Origin of the sequence: Subtercola boreus (assembly GCF_003399645.1) — a bacterium.
GTDB classification, from domain to species: domain Bacteria; phylum Actinomycetota; class Actinomycetes; order Actinomycetales; family Microbacteriaceae; genus Subtercola; species Subtercola boreus_A.
Window position 1 is genome coordinate 55,484 of the sequence record NZ_NBXD01000021.1, and the last position, 24,899, is coordinate 80,382.

The following is a 24,899-nucleotide window of genomic DNA, read 5'->3' on the forward strand; positions in this document are numbered from 1 at the left end:
ACAGAATCAGGTGTGCCACGGTGTGCGTGCTTCCGGCTGTGCCCTGTGGTGTGCTTCTGCCCCGCAGGGTAGCGTTTGAGTCGACCTACAGAAAGAAGGCCATCATGAGTCTCGGATTCGGAATCTTCCTCATCGCCGTCGGCGCCATTCTCGCCTTCGCTCTCGACGTCACGGTCAGCTGGATCGACCTCAAGACGGTCGGCTACATCCTGATGGCGGCGGGATTCGTGATCGTCATCATCGGCATCGCGCTGATCGCCCGCAAGCGTTCGACGACGGCCGAGACCCGCAGCGCCGTCGACCCGGTCAGCGGCGAGCGCATCACCCGCAGCGAGCGCCGCGACGACGTCGTCTGAGGCCGAGGCTGGGGCCGGGCCCGGCCTCGGCTGCGCCGGGCGTGTCCGGATGCTCGGCTAGCCTCGGGGGGTGACAACCTCGAGCGTGGCTGCGCTGATCGCGGCCAAAATGACCACCACTCCAGATTTTCCGAAGCCGGGCATCCTGTTCCGCGACCTCACGGCGCTGATGGCCGACGGGGATGCGCTCCGGCAGGTCACGGATGCTCTGCTGGCGCAGATTCCCACCGATGTCGATGCCCTGGTGGGGGTCGAGGCCCGAGGGTTTCTGTTCGCCGCCGCGGCAGCTGTCTCGCGCGGCATCGGGGTGTACCCCATCCGTAAGGAGGGCAAGCTGCCGGGGCCGCTGCTGAGCGAGACCTACTCGCTGGAGTACGGCACAGCGACCATCCAGCTGCAACCGGAATCTCTCGCGCAGGGTTCCCGGGTCTACGTGCTCGACGATGTGCTCGCCACCGGCGGCACCATGGCTGCGGCGATCCGCTTGCTGGAGCGGGCGGGTTACGTCGTGGTGGGCCTCGGCGTCGCGATCGAGCTGCGCGGCCTCGGTGGTCGCGAGGCGGTGGCCGGATATCCCGTGCACGCGCTGATCGAGCTCGACGGGTGAGCACGGCCTGCCGAGCACCGGTCGCGCCGGTCGCGCCGGTCGCGCCGGTCGCGCCGGTCGCGCCGGTCGCGCCGGTCGCGCCGGCGGACGTGGCACTGCGCGCTCCGCGTGGGGGCCTGAGCGGAGGCACCCCACCCGCGCTCCGCGGTACCGCGCGCGGGGCTAGCTCGGGGATGCACCGATGATGAGCTTCGAGCTGCGGTTCGACGCCGACACGGATGCCGCGATCCGGGCGGAGTGGGCCGCCCTGCTCGATGCGGGCCTCCCCAGCCAGGCGCGGCACGCCAGCGCGAGCAACGCACCCCACTTCACTGTGCTCGCCGCCCGCGAGGTGAACCCAGAACTCGTCGAGCCAAACGCACACCCCGAATCCGCCGCGGCCGGCCCGGACGGCGGCATGGGCAGGATCGCACACCCCAAACCTTCCACCTCCGACCCTGCAGGCGCGGCAGGTCAGCCCGGCGGGCCACGTCTGAACGGGACGGTTCCGGCGTCGCTGCTGCCCGTGGCGGTGCACATCGGCGGGCTGGGCAGGATCGCACCCCCCAAACCTGCCACGCCCGACCCTGCAGGCGCGGCAAGTCAGCCCGGCGGGCCACGTCTGAACGGGACGGTTCCGGCGTCGCTCCTGCCCGTGGCGGTGCACATCGGCGGGCTGGTGGTGTTCGGCGGGCCGCCGCGCGGCCTGGTGCTGGGGCGGTTGGTCGCGGTAAGCCCCGCGTTGCAGGCGCTTCACACGAGTGTGCACCGCCGGGCATCCGGAATCGTCGACCTGTCGGAACTCAGCGCACCCGGCCGATGGGTTCCGCATGTCACCCTCGCGAACCGTCTCACTCCAGCCCAGCTCGCCGACGCCATCGACGTTCTCGCCAAAGCCCGGCCGGCAGTGTCCGCCGACCCGGTGTCGGACGTGGGTTCGGCGGTGACGCTCTGGCACTGGACCGGTAGCACGAAGACCCTCACCCTCGTCGACGCCTGACGCGGCGCCGGGCGAGGCGCCGGGCGCGGAGCGCGCAGCCGGTTCACCCGGACGGGGCTGAGCAGAGGTGGCGCCGTAGGGGGGGTTCCACATCGGCTGAGCTCCGTCCGAGTGGGAAAGCAGGCCCCCTCTTGACCGGCTGTTTACCGCCTGGGCGGGCGGAGAGTGCGCCGGTGCTGCTCAACGGACACGGTTCCGGCGATCCGTGCTCGATAGGGCGCCGGATCGCCGAAAACGTGTCCGTTGCGGCCAGCGCGGCCGGCCCGTCACCGCCCTGGCGGGTGGAAAGACACGCCGACGCTGCACAACGGACACGGTTCGGGCGATCCGCGGGGATTGAGGTGCCGGATAGCCCGGAACGTGTCCGTTCCGGCGGTAGCTGGGTGGGCGCGCGGGGCGCGGTCGGGGCGCGCGACACAGACGCGGGGCGCGGCGCCCGGTTGGGGTGCGCGACGCACGCGCGGGGCACGGTTGGGCGCGCGACGCAGGAGCGGGGGGCGGCGCGCGGGCGGGTCAGTCGCCGACGAGGCGAGAGCCCCGCACGGGGCCGGGGGCGAGGCGCGCGGCTGGGCGCGCGACGCAGGAGCGGGGGCGAGGCGCGCGGCGCGCGAGCGCGGGTCAGTCGCCGATGAGGCGGGCGCCGTGCACGGGGCCGGTGGCGCGCACGACGGTGTGGCGGGCGGCGCTCAGGGCGAGCTGCAGTTCGAGGGCTCCGTCGGGGTCGGCGGCGAGGAACGCGACGGTGGGGCCCGATCCGGAGACGATGCCGGCCAGGGCGCCGTTCGCTTCGCCCACCTCCAACACCTCGGCGAGGCGGGGTGCGAGGTGCAGTGCCGGGGCCTGCAGGTCGTTGTGGAGCGATTCTGCGAGCATGTGCGGATCGCCGGCGCGGAGCGCCTGCAGCACGTCGGCGTCGACGGAGGGCTGCGTCTGTGCGGGGAAGATGTCCTGCGCGTGGCGGTCGCGGTGGCGGTCGAGCTCCTTGTAGACCTCGGGTGTGGAGGAGCCGAAGGCGGCGAGGGCGAGCACCCACTGGAACTGGCCCTTCGCGAGTGCTGGGCTCAACTGGTCGCCGCGACCGGTGCCGATGGCGGTTCCGCCGGTGAACGCGAAAGGAACGTCTGCCCCGAGCCGGGCCGCGAGCCCGAGCAGCTCCTCACGGCCGAGTTCGGTGCCCCAGAGGGTGTCGCAGGCGAGCAGGGTGGCCGCGGCATCCGCAGACCCGCCGCCCATACCGCCCGCGATCGGCACGTTCTTCGAGATCTCGAGGTGCACTCCCCCGCGGTAGCCGGCGCGGTGGGCGAGCATTCGTGCCGCACGGATGGCGAGATTCGAGCCGTCGGTGCTCAGTGCCCGGGAGTCGATGGCGCCGGTGAAGACCACCGAGAAGTCGTCGGCGTCGTAGGCGCGAACGTCTTCGTAGAGCGAGACGGCCTGGTAGGCGGTGGCCACGTCGTGATAACCGTCGTCCATGACGGCACCGACCTTGAGGAAGACGTTGATCTTGCCCGGCGCCCTGACGTGAACCGCTTTGCCTCGCCAGTTCTGGGTCATGACTTTAACCTACCCGAGCCGCGGTGCGTCGGTTTGCAGCCGACGCACCCGGCGTCACCGGTTCATCGACGCCCTCGCAATGGAGAGGAAGTCGTGCACCGTCAGCGCCTCGCCGCGCGCGGTCGGGTCTTGACCGGCGGCGGAGATGACCTCGGCCGCCGCCTGCGAGCTGCCGAACACGCTCGAGAGCGACTGCCGAAGCATCTTGCGGCGCTGCTGGAATGCCCCATCGACGAGTTCGAACGTGGCGATGCGCAGCTCTTCGCTCGCCAGGCTCGTCGCCGAGCGCTCGAACGCGACAAGCACGGAGTCGACGTTCGGCACCGGCCAGAACACCTGCCGGCTGACCTGGCCGGCGGTTCGCCAGGCGCCGTACCACGCCGCCTTCACGCTCGGGCTGCCGTACACCTTCGACCCGGGTTCGGCCGCGATGCGATGCCCGACCTCGGCCTGCACCATGACGACACCCGACTGGATGCTCCAGAAGTGCTCGAGGAAGTGCAGCAGCACGGGCACCGAGACGTTGTAGGGCAGGTTCGCCACGAGACGGGTGGGGGCTCCGGGGAGAGACAGGATGCGCATCGCATCGTCGCGGATGACGAGCAGCCGGGCATCCGGTTGCAGGATGCCCACGGTGAGTGGCAGCTGTTCGGCGAGGCGCTTGTCGATCTCGACCGCGATGACCTCGGCACCCACCTCGAGGATGCCGAGGGTGAGCGACCCGAGGCCGGGCCCGATCTCGACCACGGTCTCGCCGGGCTGCACTCCCGCGATGCGCACGATGCGCCGCACGGAGTTTCCGTCGATGACGAAGTTCTGGCCGAGCTTCTTCGTCGGGGTGAGGTTCAGCAGCTCGGCGAGGTCGCGGATCTCGGCCGGCCCGAGCAGCGACGCCCTCTCGTCGGTCATGAGGCGGTGACCGGTTCTGCGTTCCAGGAGCCGTAGACGGCTTCGGTGTTCGTGGAGATCTGGGCGGCGAGCTCCTCGTCGTCGATGCCGAGCTGGGCGGCCATCGCCCGCAGGGTGTACGGGATGAGGTAGGGCGCGTTCGGTCGGCCGCGATTCGGTACCGGGGTGAGGAAGGGCGCATCCGTCTCGACCAGCACGAGGTCTCTCGGCGCCACGGCGAGCGCCTCGCGGAGGTTGGCGGCGTTCTTGAACGTCACGGTGCCGGCGAAGGACACGTACCACCCGTTCTCTGCGCAGACTCTGGCCAGCTCGGCATCGCCCGAGAAGCAGTGGAAGACCGTTCGCTCCGGCGCTCCGACGCGCTTCAGTGTGGCGATCACTTCGGCGTGGGCGTCTCGGTCGTGGATCTGCATCGCGAGGTTGTTCTCTTTCGCGATCTCGATGTGCGCTTCGAATGACCGGTACTGCGCCGCGATGGCCTCATCTCCGGATGTTCGGAAGAAGTCGAGCCCGGTCTCGCCGATCGCGGCGACCCGGGGGCGCGTGGCGAGCTCGGCGATGACCGCGAGGGCATCGTCGAGCCCTCCGCGCTCGGCATAGAGGGGAGCTTCGTTCGGGTGCAAGGCGACGGCGGCGAGCATGCGCGGCTCGATCGCCGCCTGCTCGGCCGACCAGCGCGAGGTCTCGACGTCGCCGCCGACCTGCACGACACCCTTCACACCGACGGCGGATGCCCGGTCGAGGTGTTCGCGGTAGGAGAGCTGTTCGCCCGGTGCTCCGTCGGAGATCTCGAGGTGGGTGTGGTTGTCGTACACGGGCACGGTGAGCGGCTCGGGTAGCGGTGAGTACGTCAGGTCGCGACCCGGCGAGGCGTCGCGCTGGCGGATGGCGGGCGCAGCAGGCGCACCCGCGCTGACAGGCCCGGCCGCCCCGGGCGGCGCAGCCGACCCGGTGGGCGCAGCAGGGCTGACCGGCCCGGCCGCCCCCGTCGCAGGGTCGCTCACGCGGCGCCGTCGATCGTCTCGACCCGTGGAAAGAGCGGCTCGAGGGGTTCGACCCGGCCCGCGCTCTGCCACTCGAAGGCCCGGGTGACGGGCACGGCGGTGATCTCGCCGACCCCGCCGAGGGCCTGCCAGAGCTTCGTGGTGGCCTCGGGGATGACCGGCGAGAGCAGCACCGCGAGGGTACCGACCCCGTGCACGGCCGTCGACAGCACCGCCTGCAGCCGCTCGCGCTGTTCGGGGTTCTTCGCCAGCGCCCAGGGCTCCTGCTCGGTGATGTAGCCGTTCAGCCCGTCGACCAGCTGCCAGATGCTCGCGAGCGCCTCGTGGATGGCGAGGCGACCGATTGCCTCGTCTGCCTCGGAGGTGACCCGCCGTTCGAGCGCCAGAACCGTCTCGTCAGCCGGGGCGAGGGTCGCGGCATCCGGAATCGCACCGTCGAAGTACCGCAGCACCATGGCGACCACCCGCGAGGCGAGGTTGCCGAACCCGTTCGCGAGCTCCGACTGGTAGCGCGCCGACAGGTCTTCCCAGCTGAACGAGCCGTCCTGCCCGAAGTTGATGGCGCTCATGAAGTAGTAGCGGAAAGCATCGGAGCCGAACGTGTCGGTGATCTGGTTCGGCGCGATACCGGTGAGCTTCGACTTCGACATCTTCTCGCCGCCGACCAGGAGCCAGCCGTGCCCGAAGACCTGCTTCGGAACCTCGAGGCCCGCGGCCATGAGCATCGCCGGCCAGATGACGGCGTGGAAGCGGGCGATGTCTTTGCCCACGATGTGGGTCGCCGGCCAGAGCCGCTCGAACTGGGCGTCGTCGGCGCCGTAGCCGGCCGCGGTGATGTAGTTGAGCAGCGCGTCGAACCAGACGTAGACGACGTGCGAGTCGTCCCACGGGACCTTGATGCCCCAGTCGAACGACTGGCGGCTGATGGAGAGGTCGGTGAGGCCGCGGCCGACGAACGCGACGATCTCGTTGCGCACGCTCTCGGGCTGGATGAACAGCGGGTTCTTCTCGTAGAGGTCGAGCAGCGGCTGGGTGAAGTCGCTCATGCGGAAGAAGTAGTTGCGCTCCTGCAGCAGTTCGACCGGCTTGGAGTGGATGGCGCAGACCTGCTGCCCCTCGTATTGCCCGGTGCCGTCGACGAGGTCGCCCGGCTGCTTGTACTCCTCGCAGCCCACACAGTACGAGCCCTCGTAGTCGCCGGTATAGATGTACCCGGCGTCGAAGAGGCGCTGCAAAAAGAGCTGCACGTTCACCTCGTGCCGCTTGTCGGTGGTGCGGATGAAGTCGTCGTTCGAGATGTCGATCGTCGCCAGCAGGGGCTGCCACGCCGTCTCGACGAGCCGGTCGGCCCACTCCTTCGGGGTCACCCCGTTCGCCGTCGCCGTGCGCAGGATCTTCTGGCCGTGCTCGTCGGTGCCCGTGAGGAACCAGGTGTCGTCGCCCGCCTGCCGGTGCCAGCGCGCGAGAACGTCGGCCGCCACCTCTGTATAGGCGTGGCCGATGTGGGGCACGTCATTCACGTAGAAAATAGGCGTGGTGATATAGAACGAGGAGCCGTCAGACATAAGGAACATCTTAAGGCGTGCCATGCATCCGGCCCGCCGTATTACGCGCGTTCAGCGAGGTTGTGGAAAGTCCGGTACCTGTGGAGGAGTGGATGCCGCGGGCCGGGTGCGCGACGCGAGCGCCGCTTCGTAGAGGTCGCGCTTGCTGAGTCCGGTCGCGTCTGCGATCGCGGCGGCGGCATCCTTCAGGCGCGTACCGTCGGAGACGAGCTCCTGCACCTGCGCGACGCCGACCGCGAGCGTGACCTCGAGGGCGCCCGCACCCGCGACCACCAGCACGATCTCGCCCTTGACGCCCTCAGAGGCCCACGGCACGAGCGAGGCGGCAGAACCGCGCTTCACCTCCTCGTAGAGCTTGGTGAGCTCGCGGCACACCGCCACGACGCGGTCGTCGCCGAGCGCCGTCGCCACGTCGGCCAATGACGCGGCGAGGCGGTTGGGCGATTCGAAGAACACCATCGTGCGGCGCTCGCGCACGAGATCGCCGAGCGCAGAGAGCCGCTCCCCCTGCTTGCGTGGAAGGAAGCCCTCGAACGTGAACCGGTCGGTCGGCAGGCCCGAGACCGCGAGCGCCGACACGACGGCCGACGGGCCCGGGATGATCGTGACATCCACCCCCGCGGCCACCGCAGCCTGCACGAGGTGGAAACCCGGGTCGGAGACGGTCGGCATGCCGGCGTCGCTCAGCACGACGAGGTCGGTGCTGCGGGCCAGTTCGACGAGCTCGGCCGCCTTCTCGCGCTCGTTGTGGTCGTGCAGGGCGATCAGGCGCGGGCGGTTCTCCACGCCGAGCGCACGCAGCAGCTTCGCCGTGACGCGGGTGTCTTCGGCCGCGACCACCTCGGCGGCCTCCAGGGTCTCGACGAGGCGTACGGAGGCATCCTTCAGGTTGCCGATGGGAGTGGCGGCGAGGATGATCATCCCCCCAGTGTCGCACCGCTACCATGAGCGGGTGAGCCTTGCGACCGACGCCGAACCTCCAGCGCCCGACCAGCTCGCTGCCCCTGCCGCAGCCGAGGGGCCCCGCGGCAGCCGCCTCGACACGTGGTGGGCCGGGCTCGTCAGCACTCCGGCGCGGCAGCGCGCCTGGCGCTGGGGCGGCCCCCTCGCGGTCACGCTCCTCGCGGCCATCCTGCGGCTCTGGAACCTCGGCGACCCGCACAGCCTGGTCTTCGACGAGACGTTCTACGTCAAAGACGCGTGGTCGCTGCTGCACCTCGGCTACGAGGGCTCCTGGCCCGCCACGCCCGACCCCGCGTTCGACGCCGGCGACGTCGACACCTATCTCGCCGCTCCGGGCTATGTCGTGCATCCGCCCCTCGGCAAGTGGATCATCGCCCTCGGGCTAGCCGTCTTCGGCGCCGAGAACAGCTTCGGCTGGCGTGTCTCCGTGGCGGTCTGCGGCATCCTCGCCGTTCTGCTGGTCTCGCTGATCGGCACCAAGCTCTTCCACTCGACCCTGCTCGGCACCATCGCCGGCTTCCTCTTCGCCATCGACGGCCATGCGATCGTGATGGCGCGCATCGGCATCCTTGACGGCATCCTGATGCTGTTCCTCCTGCTCGGGTTCGGTGCCTTCCTGCTCGACCGGGAGTGGCATCTGCGGCGGCTTGCGGAGCGGCTGGCCCAGAGCGAGAGCGAAGGCAGGGAGGTGCTCTGGGGGCCTGCGATCTGGTGGCGGCCGTGGCTGCTGCTTGCCGCGATCGCGCTGGGGCTCGCGACCGCCGTCAAATGGTCGGGGCTCTACTTCCTGGTCGCGTTCGCCCTCTACACAGTGCTCGTGGATGCCCTGGCCCGCCGCCGCGCCGGCCTCCCGTTCTGGCTCAGTGCCTCCATCCTCAAGCAGGGCCTGGCGTCGTTCGTGCTGATCGTGCCGCTCTACCTGGCGAGCTACCTCGTCACGTGGTCGGGCTGGTTCGCCAGCTCGAACGGCTACTACCGCAACTGGGCCCAGACCGACGGAACGCCCTGGACGGGCGGGCTCGCCTGGGTGCCGCTGACCATCCAGAACTTCTGGCACTTCGAGGCGTCGGTCTACAACTTCAACGTCAACGAGCACTCACCGCACCCCTACTCGGCGAATCCGTTCACCTGGTTGTTCATGATCCGCCCGACGCAGATGTACGTGAACACACTTCAGAACGGCACAGGCGGATGCGGCGAGCAGACCTGCTACGAGAACATCACGTCTGTCGGCAACGCCGCGATCTGGTGGGCCGCGACGGCCGCCATCCTCTTTCTCGTCTACCGGCTCATCCGGAGGCGGGAATGGCAGGTCGGCCTCATCCTGATGGGCATGGTCGGCGGCTACCTGCCGTGGCTGCTCTTCGTGAACCGCACGATCTTCCAGTTCTACACGATCGCCTTCGAGCCCTACATGATCCTCGGGCTGACGTTCGTCATCGGCATGGCGCTCGGCAGACGAACGGATGCCCGCCGAAAACGGGTCTCGGCCCTCTGGGTCGTGGCAGGCTACCTTCTCCTCGCGTCAGTGGTGACGGTGTTCTTCTGGCCGGTGTGGACGGCGCAGCCGATTCCGGGCTGGCTCCTGACACTGCACTATTGGCTGCCGTCATGGCGCTGAGCGGCGCCTCGGCCGGTCGCGCCGGGCCGCGCTGGCTGCCGGGGATCTTCGTGGCGGGGCTCGCCACACTCGTGGCCTTCGTTCTGCATCTGGTCTTCCCGTTCATCCCCCTGCTGACGGCCGCTGTCGGGCTCGGGATGATCGTGGGCCAGATTCCCTCAACCCAGCGGTTGCTCGACACCATCCTCAAGCCCGGCATCGCACTGGCCGCGCGGAGGCTGCTGCGCATCGGCATCGTGCTGCTCGGCCTGAAGCTCTCGCTCTTCGACATCGCGGGGCTCGGCTGGCCCACCATCGTCGTGATCGTGCTGGTGGTGGGCGTGACGTTCGCCGCCACCCTGGCCTTCGGAAAGCTGCTCCGCCTCCCGGGTACGCAACCGATCCTGATCGCGGCCGGGTTCTCCATCTGCGGGGCCTCGGCCGTGGGCGCGATGAGCGCGGTCACCCGCAGCAAAGACGAAGACCAGGCGACCCCGGTCGCGCTCGTGACTCTCTGCGGAACGCTGGCGATCTTCATCCTGCCCGCCCTGCGCTTCCCGCTCGGACTCGACGACGCCGACTTCGGAACCTGGGTGGGGCTCAGCGTGCACGACGTCGGCCAGGTGGTCGCGACCGCCCAGATCGCCGGGCCGGCGGCGCTGGCCGTGGCAGTGGTCGTGAAACTCACCCGGGTTCTGACTCTGGCGCCGATGGTGGCCATCGTGGGGCTCGTCGAGCGCGGGCGCGACCGACGCGCCGCGCGCCTGGAGGTGGGCAGAACCACCGCGGCGGACGCTGTCGACGCCCCGGGCACTGTCGACGCCCCGGGCACTGTCGACGCCCCGGGCACTCGGCCCTCGGGTGCCGCCGCCCCGCGCCCGCCCATCGTGCCGCTGTTCATCGTGGGATTTCTCGCGGCGGTGCTCGTTCGCACGTTCGTGCTCGTCGACCCCACCTTCTCGGCACCTGTTCTCTCGGCCGCCGACACAGCCCAGACCATCCTGCTCGGCATGGCACTGTTCGCGCTGGGGTCGAACATCCGTTTCGCGGCGCTCGCCCGCACCGGCTGGCGCGCCCTGATCGTCGGCCTGACCTCGTGGTTGCTGATCGCGCTGCTGTCGCTCGGCGCGGTGGCGCTGCTCGGCTGACCCAGCCGGCCAGCGGAGCAGCTGGCAGCGCTAGCCGGCGACCGGTGCCGCCGATTCCTCACGGGCCAGATAGGCCGCGACGAGCTCGCGCTTCAGCACCTTGCCCGAGGGGCCGAGCGGCAGCGACTCGACGATGTCGATGTGACGCGGGTACTTGTACGCCGCCACGTCTTCCTTCACGAAAGCCTGCAGCTCGTCGGCCGTCGCCGAGGCACCCGAGGCGAGCACCACAGAGGCGATGATCTCCTGCCCGTGCGTCTCGTGCGGAACGCCGTAGACCGCCACCATCGACACCGAAGGATGTGCCGCCAGAACCTCTTCGACCTCGCGCGGGTACACGTTGTAGCCGTTTCGCAGGATCATGTCCTTCGTTCGGTCGACGATCGTCAGGTAGCCGTCTTCGTCCTTCCGGCCGAGGTCGCCGGTGCGGAACCACCCGTCGACCATCGCCTTCGCCGTGTCCTCCGGGCGGTTGTGGTACCCGTTCATCAGGTTGTGGCCCCGGATGACCAGCTCACCCAGCTCGCCGATCGGCAGCAGCTCGATCGACTCCGCCACCTCCGCGTCGGCGATCTCCACGTCGATACCCCAGATGGGCGTGCCGATCGTGCCCGCGCGCGGCGGCACTCCGACCATGTTGAACGTCGCCACCGGAGAGGTCTCGGTCAGTCCGTACCCCTCATGGATCTCGGTGCCGAACAGCTCCTTGAAGCGGTTGATGACGGCGACCGGGATGGCCGCGCCGCCCGAGATGCCGTAGCGCAGCGGCGGGCGGTCGGGGTTGCGGGACGCGGCATCCAGCAGTGCGATGTACATCGTGGGAACACCCATGAAGATCGTGCACTGCTGGTCGTTCATGACCGAGAGTGCTGTGTCGCCGTCGAACTTCGGCACCATGACCATGGTGGCTCCCGCGCGGAAGATGGTGTTCATCGTGCAGGTCTGGCCGAACGTGTGGAAGAGCGGGAGTGCGCCGAGCACCCGGTCGCCCTCCTTCATGTCGAACGTCGTCAGCAGGGAGACGTTGACCTGTTCCACCAGCGCGAGGTGCGAGCCTTCGGCGCCCTTCGGGGTGCCCGTGGTTCCGCTCGTGTAGAGGATTGTGGCCGTGTCGAACGGATCACGCTGCACGTAGGTGTCGATGGGAACGGATGCGCGGGCCTCGTCTTCCAGCCGGGGCGGCAGGGCGGGGTCGGCCTCGGGCAGCAGAACACTGAGCACCGGTACGCCGGCGAGGCCGGCACCCTTGGCGCCCTCCGCCAGCAGCGGAGCGGCACAGACCAGCAGTTCGGCGCCACTGTCGCGCAGCACGTACTCGATCTCCTTGCCCTTCAGCAGGGCATGGATCGGAACCACGACACCGCCGAGCGAGAGCACCGCGTAGTAGATGCGGGGAAAGTCGGCGACGTTCGGAATGAGCATCGCCACCGGTGTTCCCGGCCCGACCCCCCTGTCGCGAAGCGCGCCAGCGTACTGCCTGGTCTGCTGCCAGAGCTCGGCATACGTTGTATGGGTCTGGCCGACGACGATCGCCACGTGGTCGGGCGTGCGCTTGGCCGCCTCCACGAGGATCGACGCAACGGACATCGTGGCAAATCCTGCACTCATGAAGCACTTCTCTCAGTCGACTTTGACGTTCACACAGTGTAGTTGGGCTCACCGTGAACACTCTGCACCGCTCGCTGTCAACATGCTTCGACAAATGTGACACCGCGAGTCGTGAAGGGGGTTCGAAGGCGTGGCAGCAGGTAGTTTGGCTCATATGGCAGATCGAGAATACGGCTTCAGAACTCGGGCAATCCACGCGGGCAACATTCCAGACGCGGTGACCGGTGCGAGGGCGCTGCCGATCTACCAGACGTCGGCATTCGTCTTCGACGACACGGCGGATGCCGCGGCCCGCTTCGCCCTGCAGAAGTACGGCAACATCTACAGCCGGTTGGCCAACCCGACCGTCGCGTCCTTCGAGGAACGGGTCGCAAGCCTCGAAGGTGGTCTCGGCGCGGTCGCCACGGCGAGCGGACTGGCTGCGCAGTACATCACGTTCGCGTCGCTCGCCGGAGCGGGAGACCACATCGTCTCCTCCGCCAACCTCTACGGGGGTTCGATCACCCAGCTCGACGTGACCCTTCGCCGGTTCGGCGTCGAGACCACGTTCGTGCAGAGCGCCGAGCCGGCGGACTATGCCGCCGCGATCACCGACAGAACGAAGCTGATCTTCGCCGAGACCGTCGCCAACCCTTCGGGCGAGGTCGCCGACATCGAGGGTCTCGCCGAGGTGGCGCACGCCCACGGCATTCCGCTGATCATCGACGCGACGATCGCAACACCGTACCTCAACCGGCCCATCGAATGGGGTGCCGACGTGGTGATCCATTCGGCCACCAAATTCCTCGGCGGCCACGGCACCACCCTCGGCGGTGTCGTCGTCGAGAGCGGGCGTTTCGACTGGCACAGCGAGAAGTTCCCCCTCTTCGGTCAGCCGGTCGCGACCTACGGGGGTCTCGAGTGGTCGGGCAACTTCGGAGAGTACGCGTTCCTCACCCGCCTGCGCGCGGAGCAGTTGCGAGACATCGGGCCCGTGCTGGCCCCGCACTCCGCATTCCTCCTCGCCCAGGGTGTCGAGACACTGCCCTTCCGCATGCAGGCGCACGTCGACAACGCGCGGATCGTCGCGGAGTGGCTCGACGCCGACCCCCGCATCGACTTCGTGAACTGGGCCGGGCTCGCGAATCATCCGCACTACGAGCGTGGGCTCAAGTACCTGCCGAAGGGCCCCGGCTCGGTGTTCAGCTTCGGCGTGAAGGGCGGGCGGGATGCCGGACGCACCTTCATCGAGTCCGTCGACCTGGCCAGTCACCTCGCCAACATCGGCGATGCGAAGACCCTGGTCATCCACCCGGCGTCGACCACCCACGCGCAGCTCAACGAGCAGCAGCTGCTCGAGGCGGGAGTACTGCCCGGCATCGTGCGCATCAGCGTCGGAATCGAAGACCCCGACGACATCATCTACGACCTCGACCAGGCGCTTTCGAAGGCCATGGAGGGAAAGTCATGACAACCGTGTCGACCGAGCGCACCTGGATCGGTCCCGATGCCAAGGAACGCCTGAAGATCCTGCGGAGCGCGAAGTCCGTCGCCATCATCGGAGCCTCCCCGAACCCGGCACGCTCGAGCTACTTCGTGGGCACGTACCTGCTGCAGTCGAGCGACTTCCGCGTCTATTTCGTGAACCCGAACGCGACGGAGATCCTCGGGCATCCGGTCTACCCCGACCTCGCCTCGCTGCCCGAGGTACCCGATATCGTCGACGTGTTCCGTAAGGCCAGCGACATCCCCTCGGTGATCGACGATGTGGTCGCGAGCGGGGCGAAGACCGTCTGGGTGCAGCTCGGCATCTGGAACCAGGATGCCGCGGTCGACGGTGAGAGCAAGGGGCTCACGGTGGTCATGGACCGCTGCATCAAGGTGGAGCATGCCCGCTTCCACGGTGGACTGCACCTGCTCGGCTTCGACACGGGGCAGATCACGGCTCGCAAGACGCTTCGGTAGTCGCGCTCGGAGCGGGAGCGGAGGCCGAACGCGCAGGTACAGCGCGCAGGTACGACTCGCAGGGCGAGTGTTACGCGTTCTCGACATACTTCCCTCACGTTCAGGTTGGCGTCACCGGTCGCGACTAGCGTTGCCCGCATGATCACGTCACACGCCCCGTTCGTCGTCTCACCGACGGTATCGACCCAGTGGCTGTGCGATCATCTCGGCTCGGACACCATGGTCGTGCTCGATGCCTCAGCGCCGCGGAACGGCGGCGGAAGGTCGGGCGGCGGCGAGCCCTCCCGCATCCCGACCGCTCGTGTGGCCGACTTCGACCTGGGAGCCCCTGACCCGGCGAAGCGCGAACCCGTCTCCCCGGCCGCGAAGCACGATTTCGAGCGGGCCGCCGCGCGCCACGGCATCAGCGGCGAGACCACCGTCGTGGTCTACGACCGCTCGACCGGCGACGCCGCCTCCCAGCTGCGCTGGCTGTTCCACTCGTTCGGATTCGAGCGGGTCTCGGTGCTCGACGGCGGGTTCGACAAGTGGAACCGGGAAGACCGCCCGGTCGAGGGCCGGATGCCCCGCCGCTGAGTCGGCTGAGCCCCTAGTCGCTGGCGCGCTCGTCGACTCCGCCCGCGCCTTCGCCCTCGCTCTCGCTCTCGACTCCGCCGGCGCCCTCGCCGGCCCTCAGCCGCGCCATCAGCTCGAGCGCCGTTCCGAATCCGATCGGGCGGGAGAGCGCGTCGGCTGTGTGCGGGGAGAGCGCCTCCCGCACCACCGTGAGGAAGGTCTCGTCTCCGGTCTGCCCGAAACGCACAAGCGCGGCCGTCGCGGCGGCACTGTTGCCTGAGGGGTACGCGCCCTCCGAGACATCACCCTCGACGAGCAGGCCCCGTGAAGCGAGAACGGGGTCGCCGCCGCCCGGAACGGAGAAGACAGCGCCTTCTGTCGACCCGGCCGGCCGCAGAACGCTCGCGAGAAGACGGGCACCCTCGTCGCTGTAGCGTTCGACTCCGGTCGCTCTGCCCAGCTCGAGCAGGGCGGCCGCGAACATTCCGTAGTCTTCGAGGGTTGCCCGGGCATCCGAGATCCGGCCCCCGAGCGAGGCCCGCACCAGGGTTCCGTCAGGCCTGACGTGGTTGTCGAGGAGAAAGTCTGCCACGCGGCGGGCTGCAGCGAGCCATCCGGGCTCATCGAGCGCCAGGCCCGCCTGCGCCAGGGCGCTGATGGCCAGCCCGTTCCAACCCGTGAGAATCTTGAGGTCGAAGGCGGGAGCGACCTGCTGGGCCCGCCTTTCGGCCGCGAGTGCATAGTAGCCGCCCTCCGTACGCACGCCGTCGACGTCGCTCTCGGAATCCTGCGCCGACGAGAAGCCGCCGGACGGCTGCTGCATCCGACCGACCAGATAGCCGGCTATCCCCGCGGCGGCCTCCCTGGCCCACCCCGCACCGGCGTCTCTGACCGTCGCTGTCGCGTACGCACCGAGCAGCAGGGCGTTGTCGTAGAGCATCCGTTCGTAGTGCGGGTCGGTCCAGTCCTGCCTCGTGGAATAACGGAAGAAACCCCCCTCGACACCATCGCGGAGCGCCGACCCCGCCATCGCCCGCAGCGTGCGATCGGCCAGCGGAGCATCCATCGCCTGCAGAAAGGCGAGGACCGGGGCGACCGGGAACTTCGGCGCCGTACCGAACCCGCCGTGCACGGTGTCTTCGTAGGCATCGAGCTCGAAGACCACCTGGGCGAGCTGCGCCCGCGTGGCGAGACCGGCTTCGGCGACGTCTGCCGCCGAAGCCGAGGTCGATGCCGTGGCGAGCGCAGCCGTCAGTTGGGCGGCGGTGCTCTCGACATCGTCGCGTCTGGACGACCAGGCCTCACCCACCGCGTCGAGCACCTGCCGGAACGACGGGTTGCCCTGCACCGGCACCGGTGGCGAGTACGTGCCGGCGAAGAACGGCCGGCCCTGGGGCGTGACGAAGACGTTCAACGGCCAGCCGAGATTCTGCGTGAACGCTCCGGCGGCAGCGAGGTAGACCGCGTCGACCTCCGGATGCTCCTCCCGGTCGACCTTGATGGCCACGTATCCCCGGTTCAGCACCTCAGCGAGCGCGGGATCGCTGAAGCTCTCCCTGGCCATCACGTGGCACCAGTGGCAAGTCGAGTACCCGATGGAGATGAGCACGGGAACGTCGCGGCGCTCGGCCTCAGCGAAGGCATCCTCGCCCCAGGAGAACCACTCCACGGGGTTGTCGGCGTGCGAGCGGAGATAGGGGCTGATCGCGTCGGCGAGTCTGTTGGCCATGCTTCCAGCGTACGTAGAATGGAAGGCCGATGATTCCCACCTCGATCCACTTTCCGCCTGAACTGCCCGTCAGCCGACTCCGCGAAGAGATCGCGCGCACCATCGAGGCCAACCAGGTCGTCATCATCGCCGGCGAGACGGGGTCGGGCAAGACCACCCAGATTCCGAAGATCTGCCTCGAGCTCGGCCGCACGAGTATCGGGCACACCCAGCCCCGCCGCATCGCTGCCCGAACGATCGCCGAGCGCATCGCGGAGGAACTGGGCCAGGAGGTCGGCGACACCGTCGGCTACCAGGTTCGTTTCACCGACAGGGTCGGGCCGAACACCCACATCAAGCTGATGACCGACGGCATCCTGCTGAACGAGATCCACCGCGATCGACTTCTGAAGAAGTACGACACCATCATCATCGACGAGGCCCACGAGCGCAGCCTGACGATCGACTTCCTCCTCGGCTACCTGCGCGAACTGCTTCCTGCGCGCCCCGACCTGAAGGTCATCGTGACCTCGGCAACGATCGACCCGGAGAGCTTCTCCCGGCACTTCGGCGGCGCCCCCATCATCGAGGTCTCGGGCAGAACGTTCCCGGTCGAGGTGCGGTACCGCCCGCTGGTGGCCGACGGCGAGGTGCTCGAAGACGACGTCGATGACGAGCCGGCCCGGCCCGGTGCAGCGGCGGTCGACCGCGATCCCCTCGACGCCGTCAACGAGGCGCTCGACGAGCTCGCGCGGGAGGGCGACGGCGACGTTCTCGTCTTCTTCTCCGGCGAGAACGAGATCCGCGACGCCGAGGAATCGATCCGTGGCCGTCTCTCCTCGGGAGGCTCTGGCGCGCTCGGGTCTGCCACCGAAGTTCTGCCGCTGTACGGCCGGCTCTCGGCGGCCGACCAGCACAAGGTCTTCCAGCGCACCGGTACCCCGGGCATCCGGAGACGCATCGTCTTGGCGACCAACGTCGCGGAGACGAGCCTCACGGTTCCGGGTATCAAGTACGTGATCGACACCGGCACCGCTCGCATCAGCCGGTACAGCGTTCGCTCGAAGGTGCAACGGCTGCCCATCGAGGCCATCTCACAGGCGTCGGCCAACCAGCGCGCCGGCCGGAGCGGCCGGACCAGCGACGGTATCTGCATCCGGCTGTACTCAGAAGAGGACTACCGATCGCGGCCCGAGTTCACGGAACCCGAGATTCTGCGCACGAACCTCGCCGCGGTCATCCTGCAGATGATCTCCCTCGGGCTGGGCGATATCGCTTCGTTCCCCTTCCTGCAGCCGCCCGATTCCCGCGGTATCAAAGACGGGCTCGACCTGCTCAGCGAGCTGGGCGCCATCAACGCGCCGGGTGCCGCACCCGGCAAGCCGGGGGTGTCGGCCGTGCCGACCCTCAGCCGGGTCGGGCGTGACCTCTCCCGCATGCCCATCGAACCGCGCTTCGCACGCATGGTGATCGAGTCGAAGAACCACGGCACCAGCCGGGAGGTGATGATCATCGTCTCGGGGCTCACCGTTCAGGACCCGCGGGAGCGCCCGCTCGAGAGGCGCCAGCGGGCAGACGAACTGCACGCGCGGTTCACCGATGCGACAAGCGACTTTCTCTCCCTGTTGAATTTGTGGAACTACCTGGAAGACAAGCAGCGCGAGCTGTCGTCGAGCGCCTTCCGTCGGCTCTGTAAGGCTGAGCACCTCAACTACCTGCGGGTGCGCGAATGGCAGGATGTCTTTCGGCAGTTGCGGCAGCTCAGCAAGCCGCTCGATCTGGTGATCGGGGATCCCTCGGTCAACCCCGACGGTATCCACCGGTCGATTCTCTCGGGTCTCCTCTCGCACATCGGTCTGAAGGATGTGGCGAAGAAGGACTATCTGGGGGCGCGGCAGACCCGGTTCAGCCTCTTCCCCGGTTCCGCACTGTCGAAGAAACAGCCCAACGCCGTGATGAGCGCCGAGCTCGTCGAGACGAGCCGCCTCTTCGCGCGGATGAATGCGTCCATCGATCCGGCATGGGCCGAGACGCTCGCCGGGGACCTCTGCAAGCGCAGCCACTCCGAGCCGCACTGGGAGAAGAAGCAGGGCGCCGTCGTCGCGTTCGAGCGCGTCACGCTCTACGGCGTGCCGATCATCCCGCGCCGACGCGTGCAGTTCTCGCGGATCGACCCCGCGTACGCGCGCGAACTCTTCATTCGGCACGCCCTGGTCGAGGGCGAGTGGGAGTCGCACCACGCCTTCGACGCGAAGAACCGCGCCTTTCGCTCGGAGCTCGCCGAGATCGAGGAGCGCAGTCGCCGCCGCGACCTGCTGCTCGACGACGAGGCCGTCTTCGAGTTCTACGACAAGCGGGTGCCGCGCGAAGTGAACACCGCCCGGAGCTTCGACGGGTGGTGGAAGAAGACGCGCTACGACTCCCCCGACCTGCTGACGATGACCATGGAATCGCTCCTGCCCGAGGGTGCACCCGAGGTCGACGAGAAGAAGTTTCCCGCCACGTGGCAGCAGGGCGACCAGCAGCTCTCGCTGGCGTACCGTTTCGAACCCGGCTCAGAGGACGACGGGGTGAGCGTCACCGTTCCGCTGCCGCTGCTTCCGCGGCTCGAAGCGCCCGATTTCGAAGCCCAGGTGCCCGGTTTTCGCGAGGAGCTGGTAACGGCCCTGATCCGGTCGTTGCCGAAAGCCATCCGCCGCAACTTCGTACCGGCCGCCGACTGGGCGTCGAAGCTGCTGATCGCGCTGCCCGAGCGCCAGCAGGGCGCGGGAACCGCCCGCAGCGTCGACGATCTGCCCTTTCTCACCTCCCTCGCACAGACCATGTCGCGCCTCGCCTACGTTCCCGTCGCGGTCTCTGATTTCGATCGTTCGCGCATTCCTTCACACCTCTCCGTTACTTTTCGTGTGGTCGATGAGCGGGGTACGACGGTCGCGGTGTCGAAGGATCTGGCGGCCCTGCAGTCCCAGTTCCGTTCGGCAGCCCGCGAGAGCGTCGCCCGTGCATCGAGTTCGACCGCCAACGCCATCGAGCGAAGCGGCCTCACGACATGGGACATTACGGAACTGCCGGTATTCGTCGACACCAAAATGCAGAACAGTGTGATTCGTGCGTATCCGGCCGTTGTGGAGGAGAGGTCGTCTGTCGCCATCCGGCTGATGAGCACCGCAGAGGAAGCGGCGCGGATGAGCCCGGCGGGCATCCGGCGCCTACTGCTTCTCTCGGTGCCGTCACCGGTCTCCTACGTGCGCGACCACCTCACACAGAACGAGAAACTGATTCTCGCGACCAGCCCATATGCCAGTACCCAGGCCCTGTTCGATGACTGCCTGAAAGCCTGCGCAGACGATGTTCTGCGAAAGTCGCACCCCGACGGTCTGCTGTACACGCGCACGCAGTTCGAGGCCGTGCGCGACGAGCTGTCGTCCGGCCTCATCGACGCGATGTATTCGACGGTTGCGACGGTCGCTGCTTCGCTGGCGAAGGCGCGGGATGCGGAGCGGGCCCTCAAGGCCGTGACGAGTGTGTCGCTGCTGCCTGCCCTCTCCGATGCGCGCTCACAACTCGGCGCACTGGTCTATCCCGGGTTTGTCTCGTCCACAGGGCTCGAGCAGCTCAGAAGTTATCCACGGTACTTGACGGGGGTCGAGCTTCGGATGCAAAAATTGCCCGACGCACCGGCACGGGACCGGGCCTGGATGACGGAGGTACAGAATGCAAGGGCTCGATACGAAGCCTCGGGTGGAGTGCTGCCGCTGCCGGCGGATGCCCCGACGGTGCTGACGCCGGCCCTGATAAGGGCCCGCTGGATGATCGAGGAACTGCGCATCAGCCTGTTCGCGCAGTCGCTCGGCACCGCCGAGCCCGTGTCGATGCAACGCCTGCAGAAGCTCCTCGCGAGCTGACCTCGCGAGCAGGCCCCGTGGGCAGGCCTGCTTGTCAGGCCTCCCGAGCAGGCCTCGTGGGCAGGCCTTCTGGGCGCTGGTTGAACAGCGGATGACGCGTGCATGACAGATGGGAGGAGGGGGGCAGAGTTGTACCGTCCAACCGGTACACTTGATCTCTTGTGAGTAGCTATTCGAGTCTTCTGAGAACCCGCGGTGTGGGCAGGATCATGGCCGCGCAGCTCGTGGCCCGGTTCCCGTTCGGGATGCTCTCCCTCGCCTTCCTGCTGCACATCCAGAGGGTGCACGATTCCTACGCCTCGGCCGGACTCGTTCTCGCCGCGCTGTCGATCGGGCAGGCCGTCGCCGGTCCGCTGACGAGCCGATTGATGGGCCGTTGGGGCATGCGACCGGTCATCACCGGAACGATCGCGGTCTGCGCCGTGGCGGTCTCGATCATCGCCCTGGTCGAGATGAGCATCCCGGCGACCATGGCCGTCGCACTGGTGGCTGGGCTGACCATGCCGCCCATCCAGCCGGCTGTTCGCACGATCTACCCGAAGATGGTCAACTCGAAGCAGCTCACTCCCCTGTTCTCGCTCGACGCATCGGCGCAGGAGATCATCTGGGTTGTCGGGCCCGTGATCACCACCTTCACGGCCACACAGATCGGCACGGTCGAGGGCATCCTCCTCGCGGTCGGTTTTCTCGTGGGCGGCGGGGCCTGGTTCCTGTCGAGCCCCGAACTCGGGCGGGTGCGCATTCCCCGCAGCCGCAAGCGCCTGGGCGCTGTGCTCACGAAGCCACCGGTGCTGCTGGCCACGATCGTCGGATTTCTGCTCGTCGCGGCGTGCGCGGCGATCGAGGCCGGCGTGGTCTCGGCATTCGGGCACGGCGGCGCTGAGGCGGGTGTCGTACTCGCGATCTTCGCCGTCGGATCGCTGGTCGGCGGCCTCGCTCTCGGTCACCTCCCGATCGGGTCATGGGCGCTGGCGCAGCGCATGCTCATCGTCTTCGTCGGCACAGCCGTTGCGGCGATCTCGCTGGATGTGTGGTGGCTGGCTGTCTTCCTGTTCCTAGCTGGCGTCGGCATTGCGCCGGCGCTCGCCGTCATGTTCTCCATCGTCTCTTCGAGCGTGCGCTTCAGCGAAACAGCAGAGGCGTACGGGTGGGTCGGTACCGGCCAGCTCATCGGTGCTGCGGTCGGGTCTGCACTCGCGGGATTCCTCATCGACTCACGCGGACCCGGCGGCGCGTTCATCGTGGCCGCGGGCCTGGCGCTGCTCGGCTTTCTCGTTCCGCTTCTCCTCAGACAGTGGCACCCTGATCTGCGGGGCCGCGACGCGAGTCCCATCCCCGACACCGAACCGTTCGCCACCGTCACGAGCTGACGTCACGAGCTGACGTCGCAGCTCGAATCCCCCGTCTGTACGAGAATCGAACTATGACAACTGCACCCCAGATCACCCTCAACGACGGTCATTCGATTCCACAGGTTGGCCTCGGCGTCTACAAAGTGACTGACGCCGAGGCGGTCGACGCCATCGGAGTCGCCCTCGAGAACGGCTACCGCCACATCGACACTGCGACCCTGTACGAGAACGAGGTCGGTGTCGGGGAGGCACTTCGCCGAGCAGACGTCCCGCGGGCGGAGATCTTCGTCACAACCAAAGTCTTCCAAGACCGGCACGGCTACGACGAAGCGAGGCGTTCGTTCGACGAGAGCCTCGAACGTCTGCAGCTCGACTACGTCGACCTCTTTCTCATCCACTGGCCGGCTCCGAGGCAGAATCTCTACGTAGAGACCTGGCGGGCTCTCGAGAAGATCCAGGCCGACGGTCTGGCGCGGTCGATCGGGGTCTCCAACTTCCACACCCACCACCTCGACCGCCTCGCGGCCGAGGCGAGCGTCGTTCCCAGCGTGAACCAGGTGGAGTTGCACCCGTGGTTGCCTCAGGCCGAGCTGCGCGCGTACGACGATGCACACGGCATCGTCACCGAAGCGTGGTCGCCGCTCGCCCGCGGGCGCGTACTGGAGAACGTCGTGCTCGACCGACTCGCGGCGAAGTACGGCACCACGCCTGCGCAGATCGTCATCCGCTGGCATGTACAGCTGGGGAACGTCGTGATACCGAAGTCCGTGACCCCGTCGCGCATTGCCAGTAACATCGACGTCTTCGGGTTCGAACTCGATGCCGACGATCTGGCGCTCATCTCCAAGCTCGAGAGCGGAGAGCGCACGGGCCGCGACCCCGACGACGTGGGCTGAGCTCCGTTGCACGGGGTATTGCGGCCGGCTGCAGGGCCCCGGGCATCCGGAACCCGCAGCCGGGCGATCTACCAGCGCGAGTGGATGCTCTGCCTGAAGTAGCGGTCGTAGATCTCGTGAACGCCCTGGTCGAAGGTCTCACCGAGCGGTTCAAGTGAACCAGCCTCAGCGTTGCCCGCGGCCTGGGCAGGATTGCGTGCTCCGGGAATGACAGAACTGACTCCGGGAAGCTGGGCGACCCAGGCCAGTGCGGCGGTTGCCGGGGCGACGCCCTCGGGAACGAGACTCGCGAAGGCCTGCGCGGCCTCGACCCCGGCTGCGAAATCGACACCCGAGAACGTCTCTCCGACGTCAAACGCGCTGCCATCGCGGTTGAAGGTACGGTGATCGTTCGCCGAGAAGGTCGTCTCGGTGGTGTACTTTCCGCTCAGCAGTCCCGAAGCGAGCGGAACCCGGGCGATGATGCCGACTCCAGCCGCGCTCGCTGCAGGAAGGACCTCATCGAGTGGTTTGAGGCGGAAGGCGTTCAGGATGATCTGGATGGTGGCTGTTCCGGGCCGCGCTATCGCGTCGAGGGCCTGGGCTGTGGTTTCGACGCTGAACCCGTAATTCGAGATGCGACCCTCGTCGACGAGGGTGTCGAGCGCGTCGTAGACGGCACCGTCGGTGAAGACCTCTGAGGGCGGGCAGTGAAGTTGCACGAGGTCGAGGGTCTCGACGCCCAGATTGCGACACGACCGATCCGTCCAGAGGCGAAAATTGTCTAGTACATAGTTCGAGGGGATCTGGGCCTCGCGGCGCCCCATCTTGGTCGCAACCGTGATCTCGTGGCCCGGGTTCGAGGCCAGGTACGAGCCGATCGTCTGCTCACTGCGGCCGTCGCCGTACACGTCAGCAGTGTCGAAGAAGGTGACGCCGGAATTCACGGCCGAATCGAGTACGGCGAGGGCATCCGCCTGGTCGATTTCGCCCCAGTCCGCCCCCAGTTGCCAGGTACCCAAGCCGATCTCTGAGACGGTGCGGTGGGTTCTTCCGAGTTCGCGATAGTGCATGGCTCAACTCTATGCATAACAACCGCGTAACCATGTTGCGCTGGTGTGGCCAGACTCAAGCTTCGATCTCTACAGTTGCGGCATGAAACGAAAATTGCTCGTTATCGCCGTTGCTATGTCTGTGCTCGCAGTGAGTGGATGCTCGGCCTTCGGTGGGGAATCGAGTAGTAGTTCGAACAGCGGTTCGAACAGCGACTCGGGTGGGAGTTCGTCGGAGATCACCCCGAACGGTGCCGGCAGTGCGAGTGCCCCGAACCAGGCCGCGGGGGGCAAGACCGCAGCTGTTCCGAATGCACAGATCGTCACCACCGGAACGATCTCACTGCTGTCGACCGATCCGATCGGGGTCGCAGACAAGGCAGTGACGCTCGTAGAAGCGGTCGGGGGCCACGTAGACAGCCGCACAGAGCAGGCCGGAGACTCGGGTTCGACGGTGGAACAGGGTGGCAACGCGCGGGCGGATCTGGTGCTGCGTGTTCCAAGCGATAAGGTCAGCCAGGCGATCGACAACCTCAAGCAGCTCGCCACCGTCGATTCGGTCGCAATCACCGCGACAGACATCACGACGCAGGTCAGCGACGTGAATGCGCGTATCACCGCTCTGCAGACCTCGGTGGCCCGTCTCCTCGATCTGATGTCGAAGGCGACGACGACCGCAGACCTCATCTCGCTGGAATCGACCCTGTCGGAGCGCCAGGCCGACCTCGACGGGCTCACCGCCCAGCGGGATGCATACACGGATCAGGTTCAGTACTCCTCTCTCAGCGTGAGCATCGAAGACCTCAGTACCGCGCCCACCAGCGCGCCCGGCGACTTCTGGAGCGGCCTGTCGACGGGGTGGACGTCGCTCGTCGCGGTCCTTGCGGGAGCACTCGTGGCATTCGGTGTAGCCCTGCCGTGGCTGGTTGTGCTGGCGATCCTGGCGGCGATCGCCATAGCGGTCGTCAGGTGGGCTACGCGCGGAACACGCGTGGCCGGCGGGGGGTCAGCGGGTAGCAATTCGACGCCGGCTGGTGGGGGTCTTTCCTAGCTGAACCGGACTCAGAGGCTCGGGGCCGACGGACCGCGAAAACTCTCAGAAAGTATTTTCTGGATTGGTCTGTTTCGGGGTGTTTTTGTTGAGGTAATGTCAGTGGTTGGTGTTTGACTGGAGTCATGAAACCACCCGCCACACCACCCGAAGTCGACACCGCG

20 protein-coding genes are annotated in these 24,899 nt (G+C 67.7%); 12 read left to right on the forward strand and 8 right to left on the reverse strand.

All coding sequences use genetic code 11. From position 1 onward, the window contains the following. The first annotated feature begins 104 nt into the window (after nt 1–104). The 3 genes from B7R24_RS11190 (at nt 105) to B7R24_RS11200 (ending at nt 1,942) form a co-directional block, all read left to right on the forward strand. Nucleotides 105–356: a DUF6458 family protein gene (locus B7R24_RS11190; protein WP_116419059.1), complete on the forward strand. Its 252-nt coding sequence runs from the start codon at nt 105–107 to the stop codon at nt 354–356. A gap of 70 nt (nt 357–426) precedes the next feature. Continuing rightward, complete coding sequence (locus B7R24_RS11195) at nt 427–963, forward strand: adenine phosphoribosyltransferase (RefSeq protein ID WP_253259422.1); 537 nt, start codon at nt 427–429, stop codon at nt 961–963. Between the two features lie 181 nt (nt 964–1,144). Beyond that, a complete protein-coding gene (locus B7R24_RS11200) occupies nt 1,145–1,942 on the forward strand; it encodes a 2'-5' RNA ligase family protein (protein ID WP_116419060.1) in 798 nt (265 codons plus the stop codon). A 618-nt stretch (nt 1,943–2,560) separates the two neighbouring features. Here B7R24_RS11200 and B7R24_RS11205 read toward each other — a convergent pair. The 5 genes from B7R24_RS11205 to rsmI form a co-directional block, all read right to left on the reverse strand. Then, nucleotides 2,561–3,496, reverse strand: coding sequence for a 4-(cytidine 5'-diphospho)-2-C-methyl-D-erythritol kinase (locus tag B7R24_RS11205; RefSeq protein ID WP_116419061.1), 936 nt, complete (start codon nt 3,494–3,496; stop codon nt 2,561–2,563). 54 nt (nt 3,497–3,550) lie between these two features. After that, nucleotides 3,551–4,405, reverse strand: coding sequence for a 16S rRNA (adenine(1518)-N(6)/adenine(1519)-N(6))-dimethyltransferase RsmA (rsmA, locus tag B7R24_RS11210; protein ID WP_116419062.1), 855 nt, complete (start codon nt 4,403–4,405; stop codon nt 3,551–3,553). Continuing rightward, a complete protein-coding gene (locus tag B7R24_RS11215; protein WP_116419081.1) occupies nt 4,402–5,292 on the reverse strand; it encodes a TatD family hydrolase in 891 nt (296 codons plus the stop codon). Before B7R24_RS11215 ends, rsmA begins: the two co-directional genes overlap by 4 nt. A gap of 113 nt (nt 5,293–5,405) precedes the next feature. Continuing rightward, complete coding sequence (metG, locus tag B7R24_RS11220) at nt 5,406–6,974, reverse strand: methionine--tRNA ligase (RefSeq protein ID WP_116419063.1); 1,569 nt, start codon at nt 6,972–6,974, stop codon at nt 5,406–5,408. Nucleotides 6,975–7,025: 51 nt separating this feature from the next. Then, entirely contained in the window at nt 7,026–7,895 is an 870-nt protein-coding gene (rsmI, locus tag B7R24_RS11225; protein ID WP_116419064.1) for a 16S rRNA (cytidine(1402)-2'-O)-methyltransferase, read from the reverse strand. 31 nt (nt 7,896–7,926) lie between these two features. Here rsmI and B7R24_RS11230 point away from each other — a divergent pair, with 31 nt between their 5' ends. Both B7R24_RS11230 and B7R24_RS11235 read left to right on the forward strand, forming a co-directional pair. Continuing rightward, nucleotides 7,927–9,558 (forward strand): dolichyl-phosphate-mannose--protein mannosyltransferase, encoded by a 1,632-nt coding sequence (locus B7R24_RS11230; protein ID WP_253259423.1) that lies wholly within the window; start codon nt 7,927–7,929, stop codon nt 9,556–9,558. Continuing rightward, the gene (locus B7R24_RS11235) at nt 9,549–10,685 is read left to right on the forward strand and encodes a YeiH family protein (RefSeq protein WP_116419065.1); all 1,137 of its coding nucleotides are present in this window, start codon (nt 9,549–9,551) and stop codon (nt 10,683–10,685) included. Before B7R24_RS11230 ends, B7R24_RS11235 begins: the two co-directional genes overlap by 10 nt. 30 nt (nt 10,686–10,715) lie before the next feature. Here the strand turns inward: B7R24_RS11235 and B7R24_RS11240 are convergent, their stop codons facing one another. Beyond that, nucleotides 10,716–12,293 carry a long-chain-fatty-acid--CoA ligase gene (locus B7R24_RS11240; RefSeq protein WP_116419066.1) on the reverse strand — a complete coding sequence of 526 codons (1,578 nt, stop codon included), beginning with the start codon at nt 12,291–12,293 and terminating at the stop codon, nt 10,716–10,718. Nucleotides 12,294–12,447: 154 nt separating this feature from the next. Here B7R24_RS11240 and B7R24_RS11245 point away from each other — a divergent pair, with 154 nt between their 5' ends. From B7R24_RS11245 to B7R24_RS11255, 3 genes are all read left to right on the forward strand, one after another. Beyond that, nucleotides 12,448–13,743, forward strand: a complete 1,296-nt coding sequence (locus B7R24_RS11245) for an O-acetylhomoserine aminocarboxypropyltransferase/cysteine synthase family protein (protein ID WP_116419067.1) — start codon at nt 12,448–12,450, stop codon at nt 13,741–13,743. Then, on the forward strand, nt 13,740–14,237 hold the full coding sequence (locus B7R24_RS11250; protein ID WP_116419068.1) for a CoA-binding protein: 498 nt from the start codon (nt 13,740–13,742) through the stop codon (nt 14,235–14,237). Before B7R24_RS11245 ends, B7R24_RS11250 begins: the two co-directional genes overlap by 4 nt. 138 nt (nt 14,238–14,375) lie before the next feature. Then, a complete protein-coding gene (locus B7R24_RS11255) occupies nt 14,376–14,813 on the forward strand; it encodes a rhodanese-like domain-containing protein (RefSeq protein WP_116419069.1) in 438 nt (145 codons plus the stop codon). A gap of 13 nt (nt 14,814–14,826) precedes the next feature. Here B7R24_RS11255 and B7R24_RS11260 read toward each other — a convergent pair whose 3' ends face one another. After that, on the reverse strand, nt 14,827–16,521 hold the full coding sequence (locus B7R24_RS11260) for a thioredoxin domain-containing protein (RefSeq protein ID WP_116419070.1): 1,695 nt from the start codon (nt 16,519–16,521) through the stop codon (nt 14,827–14,829). Nucleotides 16,522–16,550: 29 nt separating this feature from the next. Here B7R24_RS11260 and hrpA point away from each other — a divergent pair, with 29 nt between their 5' ends. The 3 genes from hrpA (at nt 16,551) to B7R24_RS11275 (ending at nt 22,653) form a co-directional block, all read left to right on the forward strand. Beyond that, the gene (gene hrpA, locus B7R24_RS11265; protein WP_172582799.1) at nt 16,551–20,405 is read left to right on the forward strand and encodes an ATP-dependent RNA helicase HrpA; all 3,855 of its coding nucleotides are present in this window, start codon (nt 16,551–16,553) and stop codon (nt 20,403–20,405) included. Nucleotides 20,406–20,566: 161 nt separating this feature from the next. Further along, the gene (locus tag B7R24_RS11270; protein WP_116419071.1) at nt 20,567–21,775 is read left to right on the forward strand and encodes an MFS transporter; all 1,209 of its coding nucleotides are present in this window, start codon (nt 20,567–20,569) and stop codon (nt 21,773–21,775) included. Between the two features lie 53 nt (nt 21,776–21,828). Continuing rightward, on the forward strand, nt 21,829–22,653 hold the full coding sequence (locus B7R24_RS11275) for an aldo/keto reductase (protein ID WP_116419072.1): 825 nt from the start codon (nt 21,829–21,831) through the stop codon (nt 22,651–22,653). A gap of 68 nt (nt 22,654–22,721) precedes the next feature. Here the strand turns inward: B7R24_RS11275 and B7R24_RS11280 are convergent, their stop codons facing one another. Beyond that, nucleotides 22,722–23,705 (reverse strand): aldo/keto reductase, encoded by a 984-nt coding sequence (locus tag B7R24_RS11280; protein ID WP_116419073.1) that lies wholly within the window; start codon nt 23,703–23,705, stop codon nt 22,722–22,724. 82 nt (nt 23,706–23,787) lie between these two features. On the opposite strand from B7R24_RS11280, the gene B7R24_RS11285 reads away from it, so the two are divergent. Continuing rightward, the gene (locus B7R24_RS11285) at nt 23,788–24,735 is read left to right on the forward strand and encodes a DUF4349 domain-containing protein (protein ID WP_116419074.1); all 948 of its coding nucleotides are present in this window, start codon (nt 23,788–23,790) and stop codon (nt 24,733–24,735) included. The last annotated feature ends 164 nt before the right edge of the window (nt 24,736–24,899 follow it).